At 61.3% G+C, this 20,873-nt stretch carries 17 protein-coding genes; 9 read left to right on the top strand and 8 right to left on the bottom strand.

Annotated elements, in window-relative coordinates:
* Positions 1-40: 40 nt before the first annotated feature.
* Genes ACQ66M_RS05575 through ACQ66M_RS05560 form a run of 4 tightly spaced genes read right to left on the bottom strand, consistent with a single transcriptional unit; the run spans position 41 to position 4,252 of the window.
* On the bottom strand, positions 41-835 hold the full coding sequence (locus tag ACQ66M_RS05575) for a CoA-transferase (protein WP_430402427.1): 795 nt from the start codon (positions 833-835) through the stop codon (positions 41-43).
* Between the two features lie 51 nt (positions 836-886).
* Positions 887-1,297: a nuclear transport factor 2 family protein gene (locus ACQ66M_RS05570; protein WP_430402426.1), complete on the bottom strand. Its 411-nt coding sequence runs from the start codon at positions 1,295-1,297 to the stop codon at positions 887-889.
* Between the two features lie 48 nt (positions 1,298-1,345).
* A complete protein-coding gene (locus tag ACQ66M_RS05565) occupies positions 1,346-2,524 on the bottom strand; it encodes an acyl-CoA dehydrogenase family protein (RefSeq protein ID WP_430402425.1) in 1,179 nt (392 codons plus the stop codon).
* A gap of 54 nt (positions 2,525-2,578) precedes the next feature.
* Positions 2,579-4,252, bottom strand: a complete 1,674-nt coding sequence (locus ACQ66M_RS05560) for an AMP-binding protein (RefSeq protein ID WP_430402424.1) — start codon at positions 4,250-4,252, stop codon at positions 2,579-2,581.
* Between the two features lie 303 nt (positions 4,253-4,555).
* Between ACQ66M_RS05560 and ACQ66M_RS05555 the strand changes: the two genes are divergently transcribed.
* The gene (locus tag ACQ66M_RS05555) at positions 4,556-5,320 is read left to right on the top strand and encodes an enoyl-CoA hydratase/isomerase family protein (RefSeq protein WP_430402423.1); all 765 of its coding nucleotides are present in this window, start codon (positions 4,556-4,558) and stop codon (positions 5,318-5,320) included.
* A gap of 3 nt (positions 5,321-5,323) precedes the next feature.
* On the opposite strand, the gene ACQ66M_RS05550 is transcribed toward ACQ66M_RS05555, so the two are convergent.
* Together ACQ66M_RS05550 and ACQ66M_RS05545 are read right to left on the bottom strand one after the other, a co-directional pair.
* Positions 5,324-6,340 carry an AraC family transcriptional regulator ligand-binding domain-containing protein gene (locus ACQ66M_RS05550; RefSeq protein ID WP_430402422.1) on the bottom strand — a complete coding sequence of 339 codons (1,017 nt, stop codon included), beginning with the start codon at positions 6,338-6,340 and terminating at the stop codon, positions 5,324-5,326.
* 384 nt (positions 6,341-6,724) lie between these two features.
* Positions 6,725-7,285 carry a TetR-like C-terminal domain-containing protein gene (locus tag ACQ66M_RS05545; protein WP_430402420.1) on the bottom strand — a complete coding sequence of 187 codons (561 nt, stop codon included), beginning with the start codon at positions 7,283-7,285 and terminating at the stop codon, positions 6,725-6,727.
* Between the two features lie 131 nt (positions 7,286-7,416).
* Between ACQ66M_RS05545 and ACQ66M_RS05540 the strand changes: the two genes are divergently transcribed.
* The 6 genes from ACQ66M_RS05540 (at position 7,417) to ACQ66M_RS05515 (ending at position 14,917) form a co-directional block, all read left to right on the top strand.
* Entirely contained in the window at positions 7,417-9,090 is a 1,674-nt protein-coding gene (locus tag ACQ66M_RS05540) for an FAD-dependent monooxygenase (RefSeq protein WP_430402418.1), read from the top strand.
* Positions 9,077-9,967 (top strand): SDR family oxidoreductase, encoded by an 891-nt coding sequence (locus ACQ66M_RS05535; RefSeq protein WP_430402416.1) that lies wholly within the window; start codon positions 9,077-9,079, stop codon positions 9,965-9,967. Before ACQ66M_RS05540 ends, ACQ66M_RS05535 begins: the two co-directional genes overlap by 14 nt.
* Before the next feature lie 537 nt (positions 9,968-10,504).
* Entirely contained in the window at positions 10,505-11,464 is a 960-nt protein-coding gene (gene dusA, locus ACQ66M_RS05530; RefSeq protein WP_430402414.1) for a tRNA dihydrouridine(20/20a) synthase DusA, read from the top strand.
* Positions 11,465-11,479: 15 nt separating this feature from the next.
* Entirely contained in the window at positions 11,480-11,620 is a 141-nt protein-coding gene (locus tag ACQ66M_RS05525) for a hypothetical protein (protein ID WP_430402412.1), read from the top strand.
* Positions 11,621-11,678: 58 nt separating this feature from the next.
* Positions 11,679-13,169, top strand: coding sequence for an ATP-binding protein (locus ACQ66M_RS05520; RefSeq protein ID WP_430402410.1), 1,491 nt, complete (start codon positions 11,679-11,681; stop codon positions 13,167-13,169).
* Entirely contained in the window at positions 13,166-14,917 is a 1,752-nt protein-coding gene (locus ACQ66M_RS05515) for an AmpG family muropeptide MFS transporter (protein ID WP_430402408.1), read from the top strand. The genes ACQ66M_RS05520 and ACQ66M_RS05515 overlap by 4 nt, the downstream gene beginning before the upstream one ends.
* A 6-nt stretch (positions 14,918-14,923) precedes the next feature.
* Here the strand turns inward: ACQ66M_RS05515 and ACQ66M_RS05510 are convergent, their stop codons facing one another.
* Positions 14,924-17,200: an NADP-dependent malic enzyme gene (locus ACQ66M_RS05510; protein WP_350174764.1), complete on the bottom strand. Its 2,277-nt coding sequence runs from the start codon at positions 17,198-17,200 to the stop codon at positions 14,924-14,926.
* A gap of 179 nt (positions 17,201-17,379) precedes the next feature.
* On the opposite strand from ACQ66M_RS05510, the gene mutS reads away from it, so the two are divergent.
* Both mutS and ACQ66M_RS05500 read left to right on the top strand, forming a co-directional pair.
* Positions 17,380-20,091 carry a DNA mismatch repair protein MutS gene (mutS, locus tag ACQ66M_RS05505; protein ID WP_430402406.1) on the top strand — a complete coding sequence of 904 codons (2,712 nt, stop codon included), beginning with the start codon at positions 17,380-17,382 and terminating at the stop codon, positions 20,089-20,091.
* Positions 20,092-20,192: 101 nt separating this feature from the next.
* The gene (locus tag ACQ66M_RS05500; protein WP_430402404.1) at positions 20,193-20,417 is read left to right on the top strand and encodes a hypothetical protein; all 225 of its coding nucleotides are present in this window, start codon (positions 20,193-20,195) and stop codon (positions 20,415-20,417) included.
* 9 nt (positions 20,418-20,426) lie between these two features.
* Here ACQ66M_RS05500 and ACQ66M_RS05495 read toward each other — a convergent pair whose 3' ends face one another.
* Positions 20,427-20,831 (bottom strand): helix-turn-helix domain-containing protein, encoded by a 405-nt coding sequence (locus tag ACQ66M_RS05495; RefSeq protein WP_430402402.1) that lies wholly within the window; start codon positions 20,829-20,831, stop codon positions 20,427-20,429.
* Positions 20,832-20,873: the final 42 nt, after the last annotated feature.

Genomic DNA, 20,873 nt, shown 5'->3' with positions numbered 1-20,873 from the left:
CTGGTGAGTACAGGAAAGAGGGTGCACCGCCGTTTGGTGATCAGCCGCGCAGCATGCCGTTAATGTCGACGCGCTCCCGGATAATGTCGATGTCGGCCTGGCTTGGCGCGGGCGTCTGTTCAATGCGGTCGGGGATGATGAGGTCAAAACCGGTATTGTCCTGTACCTCTTCGGCCGTGACGCCGGGATGCAGGTATTTCAGTCTCAGCGCCTTGGTCTCTTCCTCGAAATCCATGACGCCGAGCGGCGAGATCACATATTTCGGCCCGCCACCCGGAAGGCCGAGCTTCGAGCGCGCATCCGCGCCGCCCTTGCCCCAGCCGTAGGCGGAGATGAAGTCGCATTCTTCAACAAAGACACGCTTGTTATGAGCGTTCGTATAGATGTAATAGCGCCCGGCCTGCGTCGCCATCGTCGTTGAGCCGAGCGAGCCGGGGCCGCGAAAGTCGAGCTTCTTCGGGTCCTTGCCGAGCCCGATCAGATTCGTGTTGCCGAACCGGTCGATCTGGATGCCGCCGACGAAGAAGGCCGTTGAATGCTTGGCCGCAAAATCGAAGCATTCATGGTGCAGATAGAAGCCTTCTGCGAAGCGGTAAAAGCGCCAGTCCATTGCCGACTCGCAATCCTCGAGCTTCTGTTCGCGGTGGACATTGATTTGCGACATGGTCGTCTGGATCCTGAGATCCGGCGCGTGGGTCAGGTTGGCAAGGAAGACGCCGACCCGGACTTCGGGAATCCCGGCCGGAAAGGACACCGCGTCATCATCCTTCATCTGTTTTGAAATGAAGGTTGCGATCAGTTCCTTGCGCGTGCAGTCGATTGTTGCGTTTCTCATTGGGGGCTCCAAACTCTGGTCTTTGTCCGGTCTTGCTGATGGGGAGAGAAGCTACTCAGCCTCGTTGAGGCTGCGCATCCAGATAATTTTCCGCTCCAGGAAACGCCATTCGCCCCGCCGTTTGGCGAGTACGTCCTGGAACATGGCGCGGTTCTGGATGGGCTTGCCCTTGCGCACCGAATGCCCATCGGCGTCGGCATAGCATTGCGAGCGGGCTGTATCGCCGTCGATCTCGATCAGCGGCATGTGCAGCATGTGACGCAGGCCCTCGACAGGCGCTTTCAGCTTGTCGTACCAGTTCTGGTAGCAGGCGCGGATCGCTGCCTCGCCTTCATGCGCGCCGCCAAATTCAAGCCGCGCATCCGGCCAGAACAGGCTGACAATCTCATCGACACTGGCAAGATCGACATGAAAGCAATACTTGGCGAGATGGTTCTGGATCTTTTCGTAATCGGTCATCATGGGGGCGGCTCTTCGCGTCTGATTGTGGCAGGGTGTCTTGCATGCGGGCTAGAGTTTCAGCAGTTCGCTGCCGACGATCAGTTCCCTGATTTCGCGGGTGCCGGCCCCGATCTCGAGGACTTTGGCGCAGCGATAGAGGCGGTTGATCTCGGTCTCGCGCATGAAACCCATGCCGCCATGTATCTGCATGCCATTGTCCATGACGCGATTGATCGCCATGCCTGAGAGGAGGACGCTCGCGGCGGTGCGCATGTGTATTTCCCCGCGCCCGGCTTCGCCGGCCTCAACCGCACAGCATTCCCTCAGGATCAGATAACAGAAGGCCCGCATCGAGGCGGTGTCAGTGTACATGTGCGCGAGCATCCGCTGCACGAGCTGATGGTCGCCGATCGGTCGCTTGAACTGCTGGCGGGTCTTGGCGTGCTCGACGGAAAGCTCCAGCGCCCGCTCGCAGAGGCCGACGCAATGGGCCGCCAGCACGGCGCGCTCGATATCGAGCCCGCTCATCATGACGCGCACGCCCCTGTCTTCCAGACCGACAATATTGCTCGCCGGGACGACACAATCGTCGAACACCAGCTCGCCCGTCGGGCTGCCACGATAGCCCATCTTGTCGAGCTTCTGGGCGACCTGAAAGCCCGGGAAATCCTTTTCGACGACAAAGGCTGAAATGCCTTGCGCACCTTTTTCCGGGCTGGTCTTCGCATAGACGAGGATCACGTCGGCTTCAGGCCCGTTCGTGATGTAGAGCTTGCGCCCGTTCAGGATGTAATTGTCGCCCTCCCTGCGGGCCTTGGTTGCCATGCTGCCCAGCGCGTCCGACCCAGCGCCGGGCTCGGTCATGCCAAGTGCGGCGAGGTATGTCCCGTCGCAGATCTTCGGCAGGTATCTTTCCTTGAGATAGTCGCTGCCATTTCGGGAGAGATTGTGGGCAAACAAATTGTCGCTGGCGATATAGCTGAGCGACATGGACGGGTTCCATTTCGCCATCGCGTGGGCCGCTAGCGCCTGCGCCGATTCATCAAGCCCGGCCCCGCCATACTCGGCGGGTACGGTCAGGCCGAGAATGCCGATTTCTGCCAGCGCCCGATATGCATCGCGGGGGAAGAAATCCTCATTGTCCATGGGATCGGCCAGCGGGTGCAGGACGTCTTTCGAGTAGCGGTCGACGAGGTCGAACAATTGCTGATAATCCTGATCAAAACCGTAGCGGGTAATATCTGTCATAGAGTGACGTGTCCTGACTGAAACTTCGTATGGAGCGGCATGCAGAGGTTCGCCTCAGGCCCAGGCGACCAGCTTTCGCTGACCGTCTCTCAGGGCCTCTGCTAAGGCGGAAATCTGGTCTGCGTAGGTCGCGCTGATGCGATCGCGCATCGGCTTGTGCGTATGGGTCAGAAGCCCGCGTTCGATCGTCCAGTGCTGGCGGTCGATAATGATCCCACCGATGCGCTCGTGCGGCTCGAGCTTCTGGTTGATCTCTGCCGTTGCCTGCTGCAGCGTGCGTTCCACCTCTGGCTCCGGGAGCCGGGTGGCTTCGGCGCTCAGCGTGCACAGCATGACCGGCTGCGTCAGGCCGAGCCCGAACAGCAATTGCTGCTCGACGACCGGGATGTCGGAGAACCGATTCTCGATCGGAGCAGGGGCGACATATTTGCCCTTGGCCGTCTTGAAGATGTCGCCCATGCGGCCAATGATGAACAGGTTGCCCGTGTCATCGAGATAGCCCTTGTCGCCCGTATGAACCCAGCCATCTCGGAAGGTGGCAGCAGTGTTGTCCGCATCCTGGAAATAGCCGAGCGCGGTGCCTGCGCCGCGACCGAGGATTTCTCCGTCGGGTGAGATTCGAAGCTCGAACCCTGGTGTTGCCTTGCCGACGCTGCCCGCAACCTGCTCGCCGGGTCTCTGGCAGGTCAGCGGCAGGATTTCCGTTTGGCCGTAGAAGTCTGACACTTCGATGCCGAACAGGTTGAACCAGTCCTTCACGAATTGCGGGGATATCGCGCCAGCGCTGATGCAGCAGGTGGCGGCTTCCAGGCCCAGAAACTCCCGGATTTTCGCGGCGAGCGTGCGTCCAGTGTCTGCTTCCAGCTGGGCGCGAAGTTCGTCGCTGCTGTCGGCAAACTCAGCGACGGTGATCTGGATCAGCCGTTCCCATATCCGCGGCACGCCCAGCACAAGCGTCGGCCTGATGCTGCGCAGATCATCGAGGAAATGCGCGGCGCCTCGCCCGACCGTGATGGTCGCATCGAGCAGAAGCGACTGCATGACGGTAACGACCTTCTCGCCGACATGGGCAAGCGGCAGGTGACACAGAAGCCGCTTCTCCTTGAGCCCTTCCTGGCGTGTGATCGTCGCGAAAGCTTCAGTCACGTGGGTCAGCGTGCGCAGGGAATGCATCACGGCTTTCGGGTTTCCCGTTGTCCCTGATGTCAGAATGAGGCTGCAAAGCGCATCGACGTCTGGCCGCTCTGGCGCGGGCTGTCCGGCCCCGCGCGCCAGAAATTCGGCAAAGGACAGCGTGCCCGGATAAGGCTCGATATGAGGCAGGGAGACGACCAGCATATCCTTTGGTGCTTCGGCCTTGACCACGTCCCAATTGGCTGCCGGGCCGAGGAAAAGCAGCTTCACATCGAGGAATTTGACCGCATGGGAAAATTTCTCCGCTGTCATTGTCGTAAAGAGCGGCGCTGACACATGCCCGCTCATGACCACGGCAAGATCGGCAAGAATCCAGTCTGCGCAATTGTCAGACAGGATGGACACGCGCTCTCCCGACGGCCCGAGAATAGTGCTCAGCGATTTCGCAATGGCTTCCACCCGTTCGAGTGCCGTACTACGGGAATAGGGGCCATTGACGTCATCTATGATGAAGGGATCGCCGGGGCGTTCATGGCGAAAGCTTGCCAGGCGTTCCATCAGAATATCGCTTTGGGTCAGGCTCTGGGTCGCCATAAGATTTCCTCCTCCGTGGCGGCTCAGAGGGACGCTCCCAAAAGAAGCGCCTTGCCGGTTATCCCGGCATTTGTCTTCGGCGCCCGCCGCGATGAAGAACCGTAAGGCGAAGAGAGAAAAGGGGTGTTGTCTTTGTAGACATTTAAATCGGTCATACCCGGCAATTGTGTGACGGAGCCGGAGCGGCGCACATTGGGCCGGTGCGAAATTGACTTCAAATCTTCGCCAAATTGACCCGCGCGCGCGCTTCTTTTCGACAGGCCCGCATCCTACGCTGAGGCAAATCTCAAGGGATGACTCTCCATGCCCCAAACTCAATCGCTCCTGTTCAAGACAGACGGACCTGTCGCGACGATCACGCTGAATGACGCGGCGAGCCTCAATGCACTTTCGGAAGAGATGCTGACGGGCCTCATAGAGACGCTGGACAGGTTGGAGGTTGATGCCTCCCTCAAGGCCGTCATCTTAACGGGCTCTGGGCGAGGCTTCTGTTCAGGCGCAAATCTGAAATCCAGCATTGTCGACAAGCGATCCGGCCAGTTCCGCGACTGGATCGTGCACCATCTCAACCCCGTCGTCGCGCGCATCCAGTCCAGCCGCCTGCCTTTCATTGCAGCGGTCAACGGCCCGGCTGCCGGAGCAGGGGTTGCCCTCGCCATCGGATGCGACCTCATCATCGCGTCTGATCGGGCAAAATTCGTGATCGGCTTCGCCAAGATCGGCGTCGGCATGGACCTTGGCGCCTCCTGGACGCTGCCCAGGGCAATCGGCATTCACCGCACCAAGCAGCTTGCCATGCTCGGCCGCCCGCTCGACGCTGCCACCGCGCTCGACTGGGGGCTGGTGACGGAAGTCTGCGTCGGCGAAAAGCTTCTGGAGAGAGCTGGCGAAATCTGCGAGGAACTGCTCGCCAATTCCACCCCGCCCGCCATCGCCTCGATCAAGTCGCAGCTCTCCCATGCGGCCATTTCAGACCTCGAAACCACGCTCGATTACGAGGCTGAGGTGCAGGCCGCCCTCGTGCTCACCGAAGAGTCGCAGAAGCTGATCAATTCTTTCGGCCGGTAGGCGCTAGGCCGTCTCGGCCGACTTCGCCAAAGACTTCGCGCGCGGCACGCTGCCCGTCCACCTTTTGTAGGCACGGCAGAAGTTGCTGGCATCGCTATAGCCGAGCATGTCCGCGATCTGCGCCAGGGTCACTTCCGGAAAGGAGAGGTATATGTCGGCCAAGTCATGGCGGGCATGGTCGAGCAACTTCTGATAATTTGTGCCCGAACGGACCAGCTTGTTCTGCAGCGTCTTCACGCTCATCGCAAAGTGGCTCGCGACAATCTCCTTCGACAGGGGCCGCTTTGGCAGTTCGGCAACTATGTAAGCGTGGACCCGGCGCGGAAGATTGGTGTGGTCGATCTCCGCGATGCGGGAAATGATGCGCCGCTCATACTCTTCAGCGATGTCCAGCCCGCCATTGGCGAGCGGCACTTCCAAGGCTTCAAGCGAGAATGATATCGAATTGCGCACCGAGCCGAAGGTTGGCTGGATGCCGAAAAACTTTTCGTAGCTTTCCGCGGTTTCAGGCGGCACAGAGCGCTCAAGGTCGAGGCTCGCTGGCTTGAAATCCGGTCGGCCCATCAGGCGCATGAAGCGGAAGATGAAGGCAAAGGCGACCTCGACCCAGAGCTGCTTGATCTGCGGCTTCATGGACTTTTCTGCAAACAGGCTGAGCAGGAAGACCTGGTCGCGTATCCGCACTGTGCGCAGGCGCTGCGTTGTCGAGATGTAAGGGTAATATTTTGCCACACGCTCCAGGAAATGAAGCAGATTGTGGCTGGTCAGAAGACCGATCGAAAACTCGCCGAAGGTCGACGGTGAGATGTGTTCAGCAATCTTGAGCGGAAGCGCTTCGTCACCGATCTCGGCAATCGAATATTCCAGTATCTGCTCAATCAGACCCGGCGAAATATGCTGTCCGCTGTCGGAAACATCGGGCAGCTGGATGCCATGCTTCGCCAAGGTGGCGTTGTCGACGCCATAATGGCCCAATGTCCTGAGGATGACCTGTAACCCCGAATAGGTCGTATATTTCATCTTCCGGTCCAAGGACCTATCTCGAAAAGGTCCCGCGCTCCCAATGTTGATTGCTTGTAAGCCTTAGCTTGTGGCGAATTTTTGCAAAGTTCAATAGACCGTCGCCCTGGCGCAGGGCCGTAGGGCAGTGGTGGGGATGGACAAAAGTTTGTACTTATACCCTGGCGATGGGAGCTGGGTCAAAACTTGGGGCGCGGAATTGCAGTCAAGAGAGTCGGCGCTGGAGTTTTCTGGACACTTGAGAAAGGTGTGTCGCGGGGCGTTGGGAGTAGGTCTCAAAAAAAACTGAAAGCTGCCATTGACGAATAGGGTCAAGGTATAAGCGCAGGCCCGATGCCGAAAGATCTCCAAGATATCGATGCCTAAGCGATACAAGTCCGCGAATCAGACGTCGGCAATTACCAACGTCAGCACCCGATCAATCCAGTTTTTGTCTATGGGTTTTGCCATGACAATCATGCGGGCGTAGAGCGCGCCTGCGACCACCCCGAACACAATGTCGATATCCGTGTCGGCACCGATCTCGCCGCGCTGGGCCGCGCGCTCGAAAATTGGAGCAACATCCTTCCTCCGGCGGCTCCATAATTGTCGTGCGAGGTTTGCGACTTCCGGCTGCTCGCGCCCGCTTAATCCCGCAATAATCGCGGCCCGCCCTGTCGGACTCTCAATGAACTGCCCGATCTGGGACAACATGTTTTTGAGATCCCCGCGCAGGCTTCCGGTATCTGTAATCCTTATCCGGTCCGCCGCCGTGGCGGCCAGCGCATCGGCCACTAGATAGGCAGGCTCAGGCCAGCGCCGATAGAGTGTCGCGCGCCCGACTTTGGCTTTCTCTGCCACGCGCTGGAAGGTGACAGCTGCGATACCGCCTTCTTCAAGCAGCATCATCGTCGCTGAAAGAACGCGCTCGGTGACTTCCAATGTGCGCCCGCCCGGACGGGTCATTGCGGCTTTCTGTAAGGAGGGTGTTCTGGACCGGCTTGACATCGGGCTTCCTTAATGAGACATCTGTCTCGATAATAACATCTGGCTCTCACCAGATCAAGAGTCGCCCAAAGCACACAAGGGAGGTCCGTGTGAACGCAAATACGGTAATTATCGTTGGAGGTGGCCCGGTTGGCCTGGGCGCGGCGCTCGAGCTTGCGCGCTTTGGCGTGCCGAGCATTCTTGTCGAGAAGCATGAGAGAACGTCCTGGCATCCGAAGACGCGCAACTTCAACACGCGCACCATGGAGATTGCGCGCGGCTGGGGGATGGGCACCTATCAGCGTTTGCGCAGCATTGATTGCCCGCCCGGCTGGAAGACCCCGATCCGCTTTCTGGAAAGCGCCTGCGGACAGGAATATGGGCAGATCGATTCAAAGGGCTTCGAAGGCCCCGGCCCCGACGTCACGCCGGCTGAGCCGACCATGACCTCACAGGACCGGATCGAGGAGATCATGGTCCAGGCGCTCCGCGCGAGCGGTCTTGTCGATCTTCGCTTCTCGACCGAAGCGGTCCGCCTGCTAAGTGGCGGCGCAGAGAATGACAATGAGGTCAGGCTGGAAATCCGCAATCGGGTCACAGGCAAGACCGAGATTATCACAGGCTGCGCACTTGTTGCGGCTGATGGCGCGGCAAGTTCGACCCGCGACTCCCTCGGCCTGGAACTGATCGGCCAACGCGCGGTCAAGCAGCTGGTCAATTGCTATTTCCGCGCCGACATCGAAAGCCACATCAAGGATCGCACCGGCGTGCTCCTCTTTGTGCACAATGAAAAGGCGACCGGCGTTCTACAACCGCTTGATGCAAGGGGCCGCTGGCTGTCTCAGATCAATGTCACGCCCGAGCAGTTCTCGCTTGAATACTTCACCAAAGACCGCGCGGCCGAGTGGGTGCGCGCGGCTGCGGGCATTGCGGATCTCGAGGTCGAGGTGCTGTCCTTGGGACTATGGGAGCTTAACGCGACTTGCGTCGACCAGTTCACCAGAGGGAGGGTCGTTGTCTGCGGAGATGCCGCGCACCAGTTTCCGCCAACCGGCGGGCTCGGCGTGAACACTGGCCTGCAGGGCATGCACAATGCGATGTGGAAACTTGCGCTCTATGCACTGGGCAAAGCCGGCTGGGGCCTCGTCAGAACCTATCATGACGAACGCCGGCCCGTGTCGCAGTCGATCGTCATGCAGTCCTTCATCAATGCCTCCAATGTCCAGCGGATCAATCACGCTGCTGCGACAGGTTCTGAAAGTGGGCTGACCGCTCAGCAGGTCGTCGCCGAAGCGCGCCGCTACGGAAATCATCTCGGCGTGGAATTTGGCAGCTGGTACCAGTCAGATGCCGTCATCCCGGATGGCACTGCTCCGACAAGGGCAGAGGACGACTATTCCAACTATATTCCGTCTGCGACGCCGGGATGCCGGGCGCCGCACATCTGGCTTGGAAAACCTGAGGCGCGCCTCTCCCTGATCGATCTGTTCGGCCCTTCGTTCACGCTTCTGACCGGGCCGGAGGGCAAGGCCTGGGAAGCGGACGTCGAGGCTGCACGGCGCGCCCTCAACCTGCCGATCGCGTGCTACCGGATCGGCAGTGCGGGCTTGCAGGATGATGGCTCCTTTGAACGGACCTATGAGATCGCATCGGATGGCGCGGTCCTCGTGCGCCCGGATGCCCATATCGCCTGGCGAGCCGTCTCCCATGCCACGTCCGGCTCCGGTCTCGCTGCGGTGCTTAAGAAAATCCTGCAGGGAGAACACCAACATGCCTTCGCCTAGAACGATCGCGGCCATCGGCTGCTCCGGACCGGTGGCGACCCATTTCATCGAAGGCTTTCTGGAAGAGGGGGCAAATGTCCGCATCCTTGCCCGCAACCCTGACCGCGTACAGGCCATGTATCCCGCCGCCAGCATCATTTCGGGCAGCATGATCGAGCCGGGCGATGTCGCCCGTGCCGTCGACGGTGCAGACCTCGTCTTCCTCGTTACGCCGATGGGGCTCAACAATGATCCGGCAAGCGAAATAGAGTCGGCAAAGCGGGTGATCGAAGGGTTGAAACGCGGAGGCTCGCCGCATCTCGCCTACACATCCTGCCTCGGCGTTGACGGACAATCCGGCGTTGGCATTCTCGATGCTAAGCATGCAATCGAAAAGCTGATCGAACAAAGCGGCGTGCCTTACACGATCATGCGCTGCGGCACCTATATGGAAGACCTGTTCGATCCGCGCATCGAGCTGCTTAGGAAAGGAAAATTCCTGTTTCCGCTGAACAGGGATCGCAGGTTCACATTCACGCGCCAGCGCGACGTACCGCGCTTTATCCTCCATGAGGTGCTCGCGTCCGATGCCTTGAGGAACCAGACGCTCGATCTCGTCGCGCCGGGCACATATTCCATTCGTGACATCGAAGCGCGGCTCAGCGAAGCGGCAGGATTTCCGGTGAAGGCGCCGCCGCGCTTTCCGATCTTCCATGTCTACCGCGCCTTGCTGCCGGTATTCAGGGCCCGCCGCGACCGCATGTCGTCTGTCATTCCGCTGCTCGTCTATTTCGACAGGCACGGGTATCTTTCAGATGGCGAAATTCCTGAGGACACGAAGTTCAAGACAACGACACTTGAGCAGCATCTCGAAGCACTGCTTCAGGGCAGCAGATAGTCGGAATAACCGGACGTCGCCTGCAACAATGTATTTCAAGTCTCTGACGATTGTTGAGCGTCGCTATACGTCCGCCATTCCTCGGCGTCCTTGCGGCGAAGGAATGACTGGGACAAATACCGACCTTTGCGGCGGACCTGTGCCCGCCAATTGCCGGAAGGAAGCTTCGTGATTGACGACATTTCGTGTGCGCTCCACGTGCACAGAGGGATCAAAACCGGTACAAATGTGCGCAAATCAGTGCACACGAATTGCACACGTTCTCATTATAGTCCTTTGAAACTACTGAAAAAATGAATAAAAATCAAGTACATAGATTTTCTATCGCACCTATGTTTGATCGGACGCAATCGGCCAATAAAACAAAGGGTTACAGCTGCACATGTGCAAATCTGCTCAAGATCGCTTAGGAAATATGAAGTTGAATCAGTGTGTTGGCAAATTCCGATTTGCACACGATGTCTGTGAATCGAAGAAGCAGAAGAATATAAATTGAATAAAAACAATACACTAAACCATCGATTTTCTGTGGCCCCCATGATGGACTGGACAGATGCGCATTGCCGCGCCTTCCATCGCTGCCTGACGAAAAGCGCGTTGCTGTACACGGAAATGGTCACGGCCGACGCGATCATCCACGGCAATCAGGAGCGCCTCCTCTGGCAGGCCCCCGGCCTGTCGCCGGTTGCGCTCCAGCTGGGCGGGTCGGACCCCTTCAAGCTGGCCGGCGCTGCAAAGATCGGCGCGCAATGGAACTATCAGGAAATCAACCTCAATTGCGGCTGCCCGTCATCCCGCGTCCAGTCCGGATCCTTCGGCGCCTGCCTGATGGCTGAGCCCGCCCTCGTCGCCGATTGCGTCGCCGCCATGCGTGCTGCGGTAGACGTGCCCGTCACCGTCAAGTGCCGTATCGCGATTGACGACCTGCCGGCCCGCGACACGCTGTTCACCTTCATCGACGAAGTCTCCGCCGCCGGCTGCACCGCCTTCACAGTCCACGCGCGCAAGGCCTGGTTGAAAGGCCTCAGCCCCAAGGAAAACCGCGAAGTGCCGCCGCTCGACTATGCCCTCGTCGCCGCACTCAAGGCCGAACGGCCGCACCTTTCCATTACGCTGAATGGCGGCATCACCACGATGGAGGAATGCCGCGACCACCTTCTGACATTCGACGGTGTCATGCTCGGCCGGGCCGCCTATCAGAACCCGTCTCTGCTCGGGGAGGTCGATGCGGCGCTGGGTGGGAATGGGGCGCCGATCGTCTCGGCCCACGACGCCATCCTCGCCTACCGGCCCTATATGGCAGAACAGCTCGCGCGCGGCACGGGACTGCACGCCATGACGCGCCACATGCTGGGCCTGTTCAATGGCCAGCCCGGCGCTCGCGCCTGGCGCCGCGTCCTGTCAGAGCGCGCCCCCAAGCCCGGCGCCGGGCTAGACGTGCTCGACGCCGCCCTGGAGGCGATTACACAGCACATAGGCGATATGGCCAGCGCCTGACCAGTCTGTCACCGCGTGCAAAAGGTTGCCCGCACCGTAGCAGACCTTGATGGCGCCACCGGCGTGTGCTGCCTGCATGTTGCAGAGGTGCCGACCTATCGCCGCCGAGCCCTGGGACAGACCGAAGGTTTGCATGCGGGCGTGCTTGTCCGCTAGGATTCCGGCAGAAGCCATTAAACCAATGCTAAAGCCTTGGGCCTAGTCTCTCGCAGACATGACAGACACGCCAGACACGCCGAAAAGCAGCTCGTCGCCGGAGGAGGCCTTCCTGGCGACCGCCAGCCATGAAATCCGCACGCCGCTGAACGGCATTCTCGGCACCGTGTCGCTCCTGCTCGAAACCGATCTGCAACCGCCGCAGCGCGAATATGCCGAGGCGATTCGCCAGAGCGGCGCGCGCCTGCTCGACCTTCTGAACAATGTGCTCGACTATGCCCGCCTCGATGCCTCGGCCGTGGAACTCGAAACCGAGAATTTCTGCCCCGTCCGGCTCGGCCGCGAAGTGGTCGAATTGCTCAGCCCCCGCGCCCATGCGGCCGGGCTCGACCTTGCCGTCCGCACATCGCAGCTGCCCATGCCGGACCATTCTGGCGATGCCGGCCGGATCCGCCAGATCCTCTTCAACCTGGTTGGAAACGCGCTGAAATTCACGCAGACGGGCGGCGTTCTGCTCGACATTTCCGCGCGCGATGACGGCCTCGAATTCCGCATCACCGATACCGGCCCGGGCATTGCGGCGAACGATCAGGACCGCCTGTTTGACGCCTTCCGCCAGGCCGGGGCAGGCGACGCCTACAAGGATGGCGGTGTCGGCCTTGGCCTGGCCATCGTGAAACGGCTGACAGATCTGCTGGGGGGCAGGATCAGCGTCCTGAGCACGCCCGGCTGCGGGGCATCCTTCTCGGTATTCCTGCCTGTGCCGCGCTCCGGGCAGGATGCCTGCCATGACGAGACACACCTCGGCGGCAAGGTCGGCCTGCTCGGGCTGCCTGCGGTCACCTGCCTGTCGATTGCCGCCGCCCTCGAACATGCGGGCGCCACCCCGATCCTGGTGGACCCCTCACGCGGCCGCCTTCCGCAGGGTGTGGATGTCCTTCTGATCGGGGCGGACCTGCCCGAGGCGACCGTCAGGGCCTATTCGAAACTCGCACCTGCCATCGTCGTCCTGCGGCCGGAAGATCGCGGCGCGCTGCCACGCTTTCGCATGCTCGGCTGTGTCGGCTGGCTGGTGCGCCCCTTGCGGGCCTCATCGCTGGCCGAGCGCATTTTCCTCGTCCGTACCGGCGGCGAAGCCGAAGACGAGCCGGATGTCCAGACCGGTGTTGGCCGTGTGCTGATTGCGGATGACAATCCGGTCAACGCACTGATTGCACGCCGCGCCTTGGAATCGGCGGGATTTACCGTCACTGTGGCGACCACCGGCAGCGAAGCAGTGGAGGCCGCAGAAGCGATGCACCCCGTTCTTATCCTGATGGACCTGCGCATGCCGGTCATGGATGGCTTTGAAGCCATGCGGCGCCTGCGGGAAGGCGGCTCGCGCACCCCGATCATTGCGGTTTCGGCCGAAATCAACCCGGATATCGAGCGCCGGGCGCGGGCGGCGGGCGCAGACGGCGTCGCCGCCAAGCCGCTGGACGCTGAAGCGCTTCGCAGCCTCGCGCTGCACTGGGCTGGCAATGGCCTACCATCAGCAGGCGTTGCATGAGCCAGTCGGCGCTGCCTCCCGTCGCATCAAAGTCTCCGCCCCGGGTCGTTCGCGCGTTCAAGGCCCTGCAGGACCGTCGCATGGCGGCCATGGCCCTGTTCGCCTTTGCTGCCGGCCTGCCAATGGGTGTCACGCTGGGCCTGCTGAATGCCTGGCTGACCAAGCTTGGCATCACGCCCTCAACGATCGGCACATTGTCGCTGCTCACGCTCGGCTATTCATTCAAATATCTCTGGGCACCCGTCTTCCAGTCCGCCCATCCTGCGCCCATTACCGGCTTCCTGGGCGGGCGACGGTCATGGCTGCTCCTGTTCCAGGCCATCATGGTCGTGCTGATCTGTATCTTCGCTTTCACGAACCCGTCGGAGAATATCGGCCTTGTCGCGCTGATTGCCCTCGCCATCGCGCTGATTTCGCCGACCCATGACATCGTGCTCGACGCCTGGCGTATCGAAGTGGCGCGGTCTGATGAAGACAAGGACCTGATGTCCGCCCTCTACCAGTTCGGCTACAAGTCGGCGGGCTTCATCTCCGGCTTTGTGGCCCTGCTTGTGGCGGCCCGGGCAGGGTGGACCGTCACCTTCCTTATGGTGGCATTCGTGCTGGCCCTCTCGATGATCGGCAGCGTGATTGCACCGGAACCGGCCAGTTCCAGAAAGCCGAACGCGGATCGCCTGTCTTTCCTGCCCAGCCTGCCGAAACGGATCGCGACGCCAGCCGTCACAATCGTGGCCTTTGGATGGCTCATCGGCTTTGCCATGATCCTCATCTTCGTGATGCAGTCCCTGTTTGCCGCGACGCCGCCATCGGGCGCCACGTTCGTGCGAACCGAAGGCCCGTGGATTGTTGGCCTCACCGTGCTCGTCCCTGCGATCGTCTCGGCAATTCTGGTCTACCGGTTTGGCGCGCGGGCTGCGGAAACACCGGCGCATATCGCCAATGAAACCCGTTCAGATTCGGTATTGCGCAATCTGTTCCGGGCGATTTTCGACCCGCTCATGGAACTGATCTCGCGTCTCAAATGGGGCGCTGTCCTCGTCCTGCTCCTGGCGCTGACCTATCGCTTCACCGATGCGGTCTGGGGGGCATTTGCCTATCCGTTCTATCTCGGCACGGAATTCGGCGCGCTTGGCCATACGCTGGATGATGTGGCCATAGCCTCGAAATTCTTTGGCGTCGTCGCGACGATTTTCGGCTCGTTGCTCGGCGCCGTGCTGATTGCCGTGCTCGGCCGGATGCCGGTCTTCTTCGTCGGCGGCATCGTCGCGGCAGCAACAAACCTGCTCTACGCAGATCTTGCTGCAGGGGCCGTTGTGCTCGACAGTTTCCTTGAGCTGTCGCGCCTCGGGCCGCCCCTCAGCGCCCTTGCCGACTGGGCGGCGAAACTGTCACCGGATGTCGTGGCGGCCGATCAGGGCCAGCGCATGGCCCGGCTCATGGTCACCATCTTTGCCGAGAACATTGCCGGCGGCTTTGCCCTCGTTGCAATCACCGCCTATCTCACATCGGTGGTCAATCCGCGCTTTGCTGCCGTGCAATATGCGCTGCTTGCATCGCTCACCATGCTGATCGGCACATTGGGCCGACCCTGGCTTGGCGAGATCATCGAGAGTCAGGGCTACTACACCGTCTTCATGATCACGTTCTGGCTCGGCGGCGTTGCCGTCTTCCTGTCGATCCTTGAATGGGTCCGCCAGGCCCGCGACACACAAGGGGTCACGAGCCTGGTTCTGGAACAGGATGACTAGGCGGGTCTAGTCGCCCAGCACGCGGTCAACATCATAGGCCGCAATCGTCGCCAGATTGACGATATCGCCGACCGTTGCGCCCAGTGACGCGATTTGCACCGGCTTCTCAAGTCCCAGCAGCATGGGGCCGATCACAGTCGCCCGGCTCATGGATTCCAGCAATTTCGTCGAGATCGATGCAGCATGAATGGCCGGCATGACCAGCACATTGGCAGGGCCGGTCAGGCGGGAGAACGGATAGAGCAGCGAATGGCCCGGATTGAGGGCGATATCGGCATTCATGTCACCTTCGTATTCGAAGTCGACATCTGTCATCTGGTCGAGGATCGACACGGCTTCGCGTACTTTCTCGCCGCGCTCACCCATCGGGTTGCCGAAAGTGGAATAGGACAGGAAGGCCACGCGCGGCACGAACCCCATGGCGCGCACGGCGGCGGCGGCTTCACACGCTATGTTTGCCAGTTCCTCGCCGGCCGGCAGTTCGGTCACGCTCGTATCGGCGATGAACACGGTGCGGCCGCGGTTGATGACCATGGACATGCCGATCAGGGCCTTGTCCGGCAGCGCGTCCAGCACCAGCAGCGCATCATTCAGGGCCACGTCATAATTGCGCGTCACCCCCGTCACCATGCCGTCTGCATCGCCATTCTTCAGCATGCAGCAGCCAAAAATATTCCGGTCCTGGTTTACCAGGCGCTGTACGTCGCGCTTGAGATATCCTTCGCGCTGCAGGCGCGAATAGAGAAAGTCCGTATAGAGCGGATTATTGTCTGACAGGCGCGCATTGATGATTTCCAGCGTACCGGCCGGCACGCCCATCTGTTCCATGCTGCGCTCCACCTGGGCTTCGCGCCCGATCAGGATCGGATGGCCGAGGCCCTGGTTCTTGAAGCTGAAAGCCGCGCGCACGACGGCCGGCTCTTCACCCTCAGCGAACACGATACGCCGCTGCAGCACCTTGGCGCGGGCCTGCACGCCCTGCAGGAAGGCCGCGGCCGGATCGGCCCGACGCACCAGCGAGGCACGGTAGGCGTCCATGTCGGCAATCGGCTTGCGGGCAACGCCCGTGTCCATGGCAGCCTGTGCCACGAAAGGCGGAATGTGCGAGATGAGGCGGGGGTCGAAAGGCGAAGGGATGACATAGTCCCGGCCGAAGCTGGGGCGGGAGCCATGATAGGCTGCGGCCACTTCATCCGGCACGTCTTCACGGGCAAGCTCGGCAAGGGCCTGCGCGCAGGCGACCTTCATTTCCTCGTTGATGCCGCGTGCGCGAACATCCAGCGCGCCCCTGAAAATGTAAGGAAAGCCCAGCACATTGTTGACCTGGTTGGGATAGTCAGACCTGCCGGTGGCGATGATCGCATCATCGCGGACCGATTTGATGTCTTCCGGCGTGATTTCAGGATCTGGATTCGCCATTGCGAAGATGATCGGGTTCCTGGCCATCGACTTGACCATGGCCTTGGAGACGGCGCCCTTGGCCGAGAGGCCGAGGAAACAGTCGGCGCCTTCCATGGCTTCGCTGAGGGTCCGCTTGGATGTCTTGATGGCGAAGGCGGACTTGAACTGGTCCATGCGCTCGGTGCGGCCTTCATAGACAACGCCGGTGGAGTCACACATCAGGATGTTCTCGGCCTTGACGCCCAGGTGACGGATCAGACCCGCAACGGACAGGCCGGCGGCGCCCGCGCCGGAGACAGCCACTTTCAGGTCTTTCAGTTTGCGGCCGGTAATGTGGCAGGCATTGATGATGCCAGCGGCGGCGATGATCGCGGTGCCGTGCTGGTCATCATGAAAGACCGGGATATCGAGCTCTTCGCGCAGGCGGCTCTCGATGATGAAGCAGTCGGGCGAACCGATATCTTCCAGATTGATCCCGCCCCAGGTGTCGCCAATGTTGCGCACCGTGCGAATGAAGTCCTCGACGTCGGTTGTGTCCACTTCGACATCAATACTGTCAATGTCGGCGAAACGCTTGAAAAGGACGGATTTGCCTTCCATCACCGGTTTCGATGCCATCGGGCCGAGATTGCCGAGCCCCAGGATCGCCGTACCGTTGGAGATCACCGCAACCATGTTGCCCTTCGACGTATAGTCATAGGCCCTGTCCGGATCTTCGGCGATGGCCAGAACGGGAACGGCAACACCGGGGCTGTAAGCCAACGAAAGGTCGCGCTGCGTCCCCATCGGCTTGGTCGGCGCCATGGAAATCTTGCCGGGCGTTGGCTTTGAATGGAAATCGAGTGCTTCCTGGTCGGTGAAGCTTGGGCGCTTGGTTGTCATGGAAAGGGGTAGTCCAGTGCTAACAAGTGAAAAGGCGGTTAGAGGCTGACCCTAGGCCCCGCTGCCGGGTGTGCCAACCGCAAATGTGGAGCCTATCGTCGCGTTTTCAGGCAATTTGATGGCCGCGCACAGCGTCTACGCTTTGCGAATCCCCGGACGAGGCGCTAGCGTCCGCCGCAATGGCTGATACTGCGACTCCCTCATCGAAATCCGCTGCAAAAGGCAGCGAGCCGACGCCTTTCATGGCGCAGTATCTGGCCATAAAGGCGCGGCATCCCGAGGCCCTGCTTTTCTTCCGGATGGGCGATTTCTACGAGCTTTTCTTTGACGACGCTGTCGAAGCGGCCCGCATCCTCGACATCACCCTCACGGCGCGCGGCGAACATGGGGGCAAACCCATCCCCATGGCGGGTGTGCCGTATCATGCGGCTGAGGGCTATCTCGCCCGCCTCATCAAGTCCGGCGCACGGGTCGCAGTGTGCGAGCAGACCGAAAGTCCGGCTGAAGCGCGGAAGCGCGGATCGAAATCCATCGTCAATCGAGACATTGTCCGCATCGTCACTCCCGGCACCCTGACCGAGGATGCCCTGCTGCCATCCCGGCAGGGTCAGGCGCTGGCCGCCGTGGCACTGGCGAATGGCGGCGCTGACGCCGCGATTGCAGTCTGCGATGTGTCCACCGGCCGCTTCGATGTGGCGCCGGTTGATCCGGGCGCGCTGGCCGATGCCCTGCTGGGCTGGCCCCTCAGCGAGCTGCTCGTCAGTGCCGCAGACATGGACAGGCCGGTCATGGCGGCTGTCACATCTGCCTCCGGAGCACCGGTGACCGAGCGACCGGCGCGGGCGGCCACGCCGAAATCGGGTGAGGCCCTGTTGAAGCAGACGTTCGGTGTGGCGGCGCTGGAAGCGTTCGGTGATTTCTCAAAGGCCGAACTGTCGGCGATCGGCCTTCTGCTCGATTATGTCCAGCTGACCCAGGCCGGCGCCGACATCCGCCTCGATCCGCCCCAGCGCCCGCCGCCCAGCGGGCACCTCGCCATCGACCCTGCCACTCGCGCCAGCCTTGAGATCGACCGGGCGATGAACGGCGCGCGCGACGGCTCCCTGCTGGCCACCATTGACCGCACCGTCACCGCGCCCGGCGCCCGCCTGCTTGCCAGCCATCTGTCGCGTCCCTCGCTGAACCGTGCCGAAATCGAGTCGCGCCTTGAGGCCGTCGCATGGCTGCTGGCCGAACCTGACATTCTGGACGGATTGCGCTGCCGCCTGAAAGCTGCGCCTGACATTGAGCGGGCCCGTACACGCCTGCGCCTGGGACGCGGCGGTCCGCGAGACCTGCAGGCGATCGGCCGTGCGCTGCTGGCAGGGGACGAAGCGGCCCGTAGTCTTGAATCCATTGAAGGCGGCGTGCCGGCGCGCATACAGGATTCCACACGGGCGCTCCTGCTCGCCAACTCACCCCCGCTTCAGGCCATCGCGTCAGACCTCATGCGCGCACTGAATGACAGCCTGCCAATGCTGGCCCGGGACGGCGGCTTTATTGCACCGGGCTGGGATAAGGCCCTCGACGAGGCCCGCGGCCTGCGCGATGACAGCCGGCGCATCATTGCCGAATTGCAGGCGCGCTATTCCGGCGAGACCGGTATTTCCGCGCTGAAGATCAAGTTCAACAATGTGCTCGGCTATTTCATCGATGTGCCCGCCCGGCATGGTGATTCCCTGATGGCGCCACCACTGTCGGATACTTTCATCCACCGCCAGACGCTGGCGGGCAATGTCCGCTTCTCGACACGCGAGCTGTCCGATCTTGCCGGGCGCATATCGCGGGCGGAAGAAGAGGCGAAGGCGCGCGAGACTGGCCTGTTCGACGCCCTGTGCGAACGGGTCGAAGGCCTCAATGAGGCGCTTGCCCGGTCGGCGCGTGCAATTGCCGACCTTGACGTGGCTGGGGGCAACGCCGCCTGGGCGGCCGAGTGCGACGGGGTGCGTCCGGCGCTGGCGGACAAGCCCTGCTTTGAGGCAACGGGGCTGCGCCACCCCGTGGTCGAGGCCGCGCTGAAGCGCGACGGCAAGGGGTTCACCGCCAATGATCTGCGTCTTGATGCAGGCGGTGAAGGTGGCGCGCGGCTGCTGCTGGTCACCGGCCCGAACATGGCCGGCAAATCGACCTATCTGCGCCAGGCCGCCCTTTCCGTCATCCTGGCACAGGCGGGTTGCTTTGTTCCTGCCCGCTCGCTCACGCTTGGCCTTGCCGACCGGGTCTTCTCGCGGGTTGGCGCGTCGGATGATCTCGCGCGCGGCCGGTCGACCTTCATGGTCGAGATGGTGGAAACAGCAGCGATCCTGACCCAGGCGACGCTGCACAGTTTCGTCATCCTTGATGAAGTAGGCCGCGGCACATCCACCTATGATGGCCTCGCCATTGCCTGGGCCGCCGTGGAGCATCTGCATGGCGTCAATGCCTGCCGCGCCCTCTTTGCGACGCACTATCACGAGTTGACCCAGCTCGCCGAAGACCTGCCTGCGGCTGCCAACGCGTCCCTGCGTGCGCGGGAATGGAAGAATGATCTTGTCTTCCTGCATGAGGTTCAGCCCGGTCCCGCTGACCGGTCCTATGGCGTTCAGGTTGCGCGCCTCGCAGGCCTGCCGAAACGCGCAGTGGCGCGTGCTTCCCAGATCCTGAAACGCCTTGAGGCGGATCCGAAAGCGGCTGACAGCCTGCCGCTGTTTGCTGCCGTCGCGGAGCCGGACACGGCGTTCAGTCCCGAACCGGCAGATCCGGTCGGCGCCCGTATCCTCGCGGTGCTGGCGGATATCGATCCTGACACCCTGACGCCTCGTGAGGCACTGGACATTCTCTATCGCCTTAAAGCAGAGGGGAAAAACACGTAACCATTCCGAAAATGGGGGATGCCGCCATGCGCTGGAAACGGTAAGGTTACGTGGGCACCGGAGGCATCAGCATGACAGGCAGCTCAGGACACCCTGACAGATTGGCAATTTCGCCTGCGCAGCTGCGCATGGAGCTGGAAGTGGCACGCGTGGCAGTGGACCGACTGGCGCGCACGATCCGGATGGTCGGCAATGCCGGCGTCACGGATCCGGAAACAAGTATCGAGCTGGAAAAGCATCTTGGCGCGGCCCTGGCCGCAGCGCATCGGTGGTTGCTCGAAACGCGGCTCAGCATGCCCGGAACGGACGCGGCATCCGCGCGCTGAAACCCGCAGCTACTTGCTGGTTTCGAGGGCCTGCAAAAGACGGACAGCGGCCTGCAGATCGTCGGCATCCGCGATCTGTTCGATCAGCTTTTTCGCATCGCGCCTGAGGTCCTTGACCTTGAGGCGTGTTTCGGCGGCCTGCGATTTCTTGCCCATGGGCTCGAACGGCTCATAGAAATAGCTGATCGGCTTTTTCAGCGCGATGGCCACTTCACGCAGGCGCCCTGCGGACATGCGGCTGTGGCCGGCTTCATATTTCTGGATTTGCTGGAATGTGACGCCGAGGAGCTGGGCGAGCCCGTCCTGGGTCAATCCCATTTCACGACGTCCCTGACGCAATTGCTGGCCAACGAAGCGATCCGCATCGGTTGGCTTTCTGGCCTCGTGGCCGCCTGTATTCTTTGACTCTCTCATTATAAATTCCACTACTCCGTATATGTTATTAATAACAAGGAG

The organism is Hyphomonas sp. (assembly GCF_965284475.1).
Taxonomy (GTDB): Bacteria; Pseudomonadota; Alphaproteobacteria; order Caulobacterales; family Hyphomonadaceae; genus Hyphomonas.
The sequence above is the reverse complement of the archived record's forward strand: the minus strand, read 5'-3'. Positions and strand labels throughout refer to the sequence as shown.

Coding starts and splice junctions, on each gene's coding strand:
- ACQ66M_RS05575 (WP_430402427.1), bottom strand. CDS start 835: ATGAGAAACGCAACAATCGACTGCACGCGCAAGGAACTGATCGCAACC.
- ACQ66M_RS05570 (WP_430402426.1), bottom strand. CDS start 1,297: ATGATGACCGATTACGAAAAGATCCAGAACCATCTCGCCAAGTATTGC.
- ACQ66M_RS05565 (WP_430402425.1), bottom strand. CDS start 2,524: ATGACAGATATTACCCGCTACGGTTTTGATCAGGATTATCAGCAATTG.
- ACQ66M_RS05560 (WP_430402424.1), bottom strand. CDS start 4,252: ATGGCGACCCAGAGCCTGACCCAAAGCGATATTCTGATGGAACGCCTG.
- ACQ66M_RS05555 (WP_430402423.1), top strand. CDS start 4,556: ATGCCCCAAACTCAATCGCTCCTGTTCAAGACAGACGGACCTGTCGCG.
- ACQ66M_RS05550 (WP_430402422.1), bottom strand. CDS start 6,340: ATGAAATATACGACCTATTCGGGGTTACAGGTCATCCTCAGGACATTG.
- ACQ66M_RS05545 (WP_430402420.1), bottom strand. CDS start 7,285: ATGACCCGTCCGGGCGGGCGCACATTGGAAGTCACCGAGCGCGTTCTT.
- ACQ66M_RS05535 (WP_430402416.1), top strand. CDS start 9,077: ATGCCTTCGCCTAGAACGATCGCGGCCATCGGCTGCTCCGGACCGGTG.
- dusA (WP_430402414.1), top strand. CDS start 10,505: ATGATGGACTGGACAGATGCGCATTGCCGCGCCTTCCATCGCTGCCTG.
- ACQ66M_RS05520 (WP_430402410.1), top strand. CDS start 11,679: ATGACAGACACGCCAGACACGCCGAAAAGCAGCTCGTCGCCGGAGGAG.
- ACQ66M_RS05515 (WP_430402408.1), top strand. CDS start 13,166: ATGAGCCAGTCGGCGCTGCCTCCCGTCGCATCAAAGTCTCCGCCCCGG.
- ACQ66M_RS05510 (WP_350174764.1), bottom strand. CDS start 17,200: ATGACAACCAAGCGCCCAAGCTTCACCGACCAGGAAGCACTCGATTTC.
- mutS (WP_430402406.1), top strand. CDS start 17,380: ATGGCTGATACTGCGACTCCCTCATCGAAATCCGCTGCAAAAGGCAGC.
- ACQ66M_RS05495 (WP_430402402.1), bottom strand. CDS start 20,831: ATGAGAGAGTCAAAGAATACAGGCGGCCACGAGGCCAGAAAGCCAACC.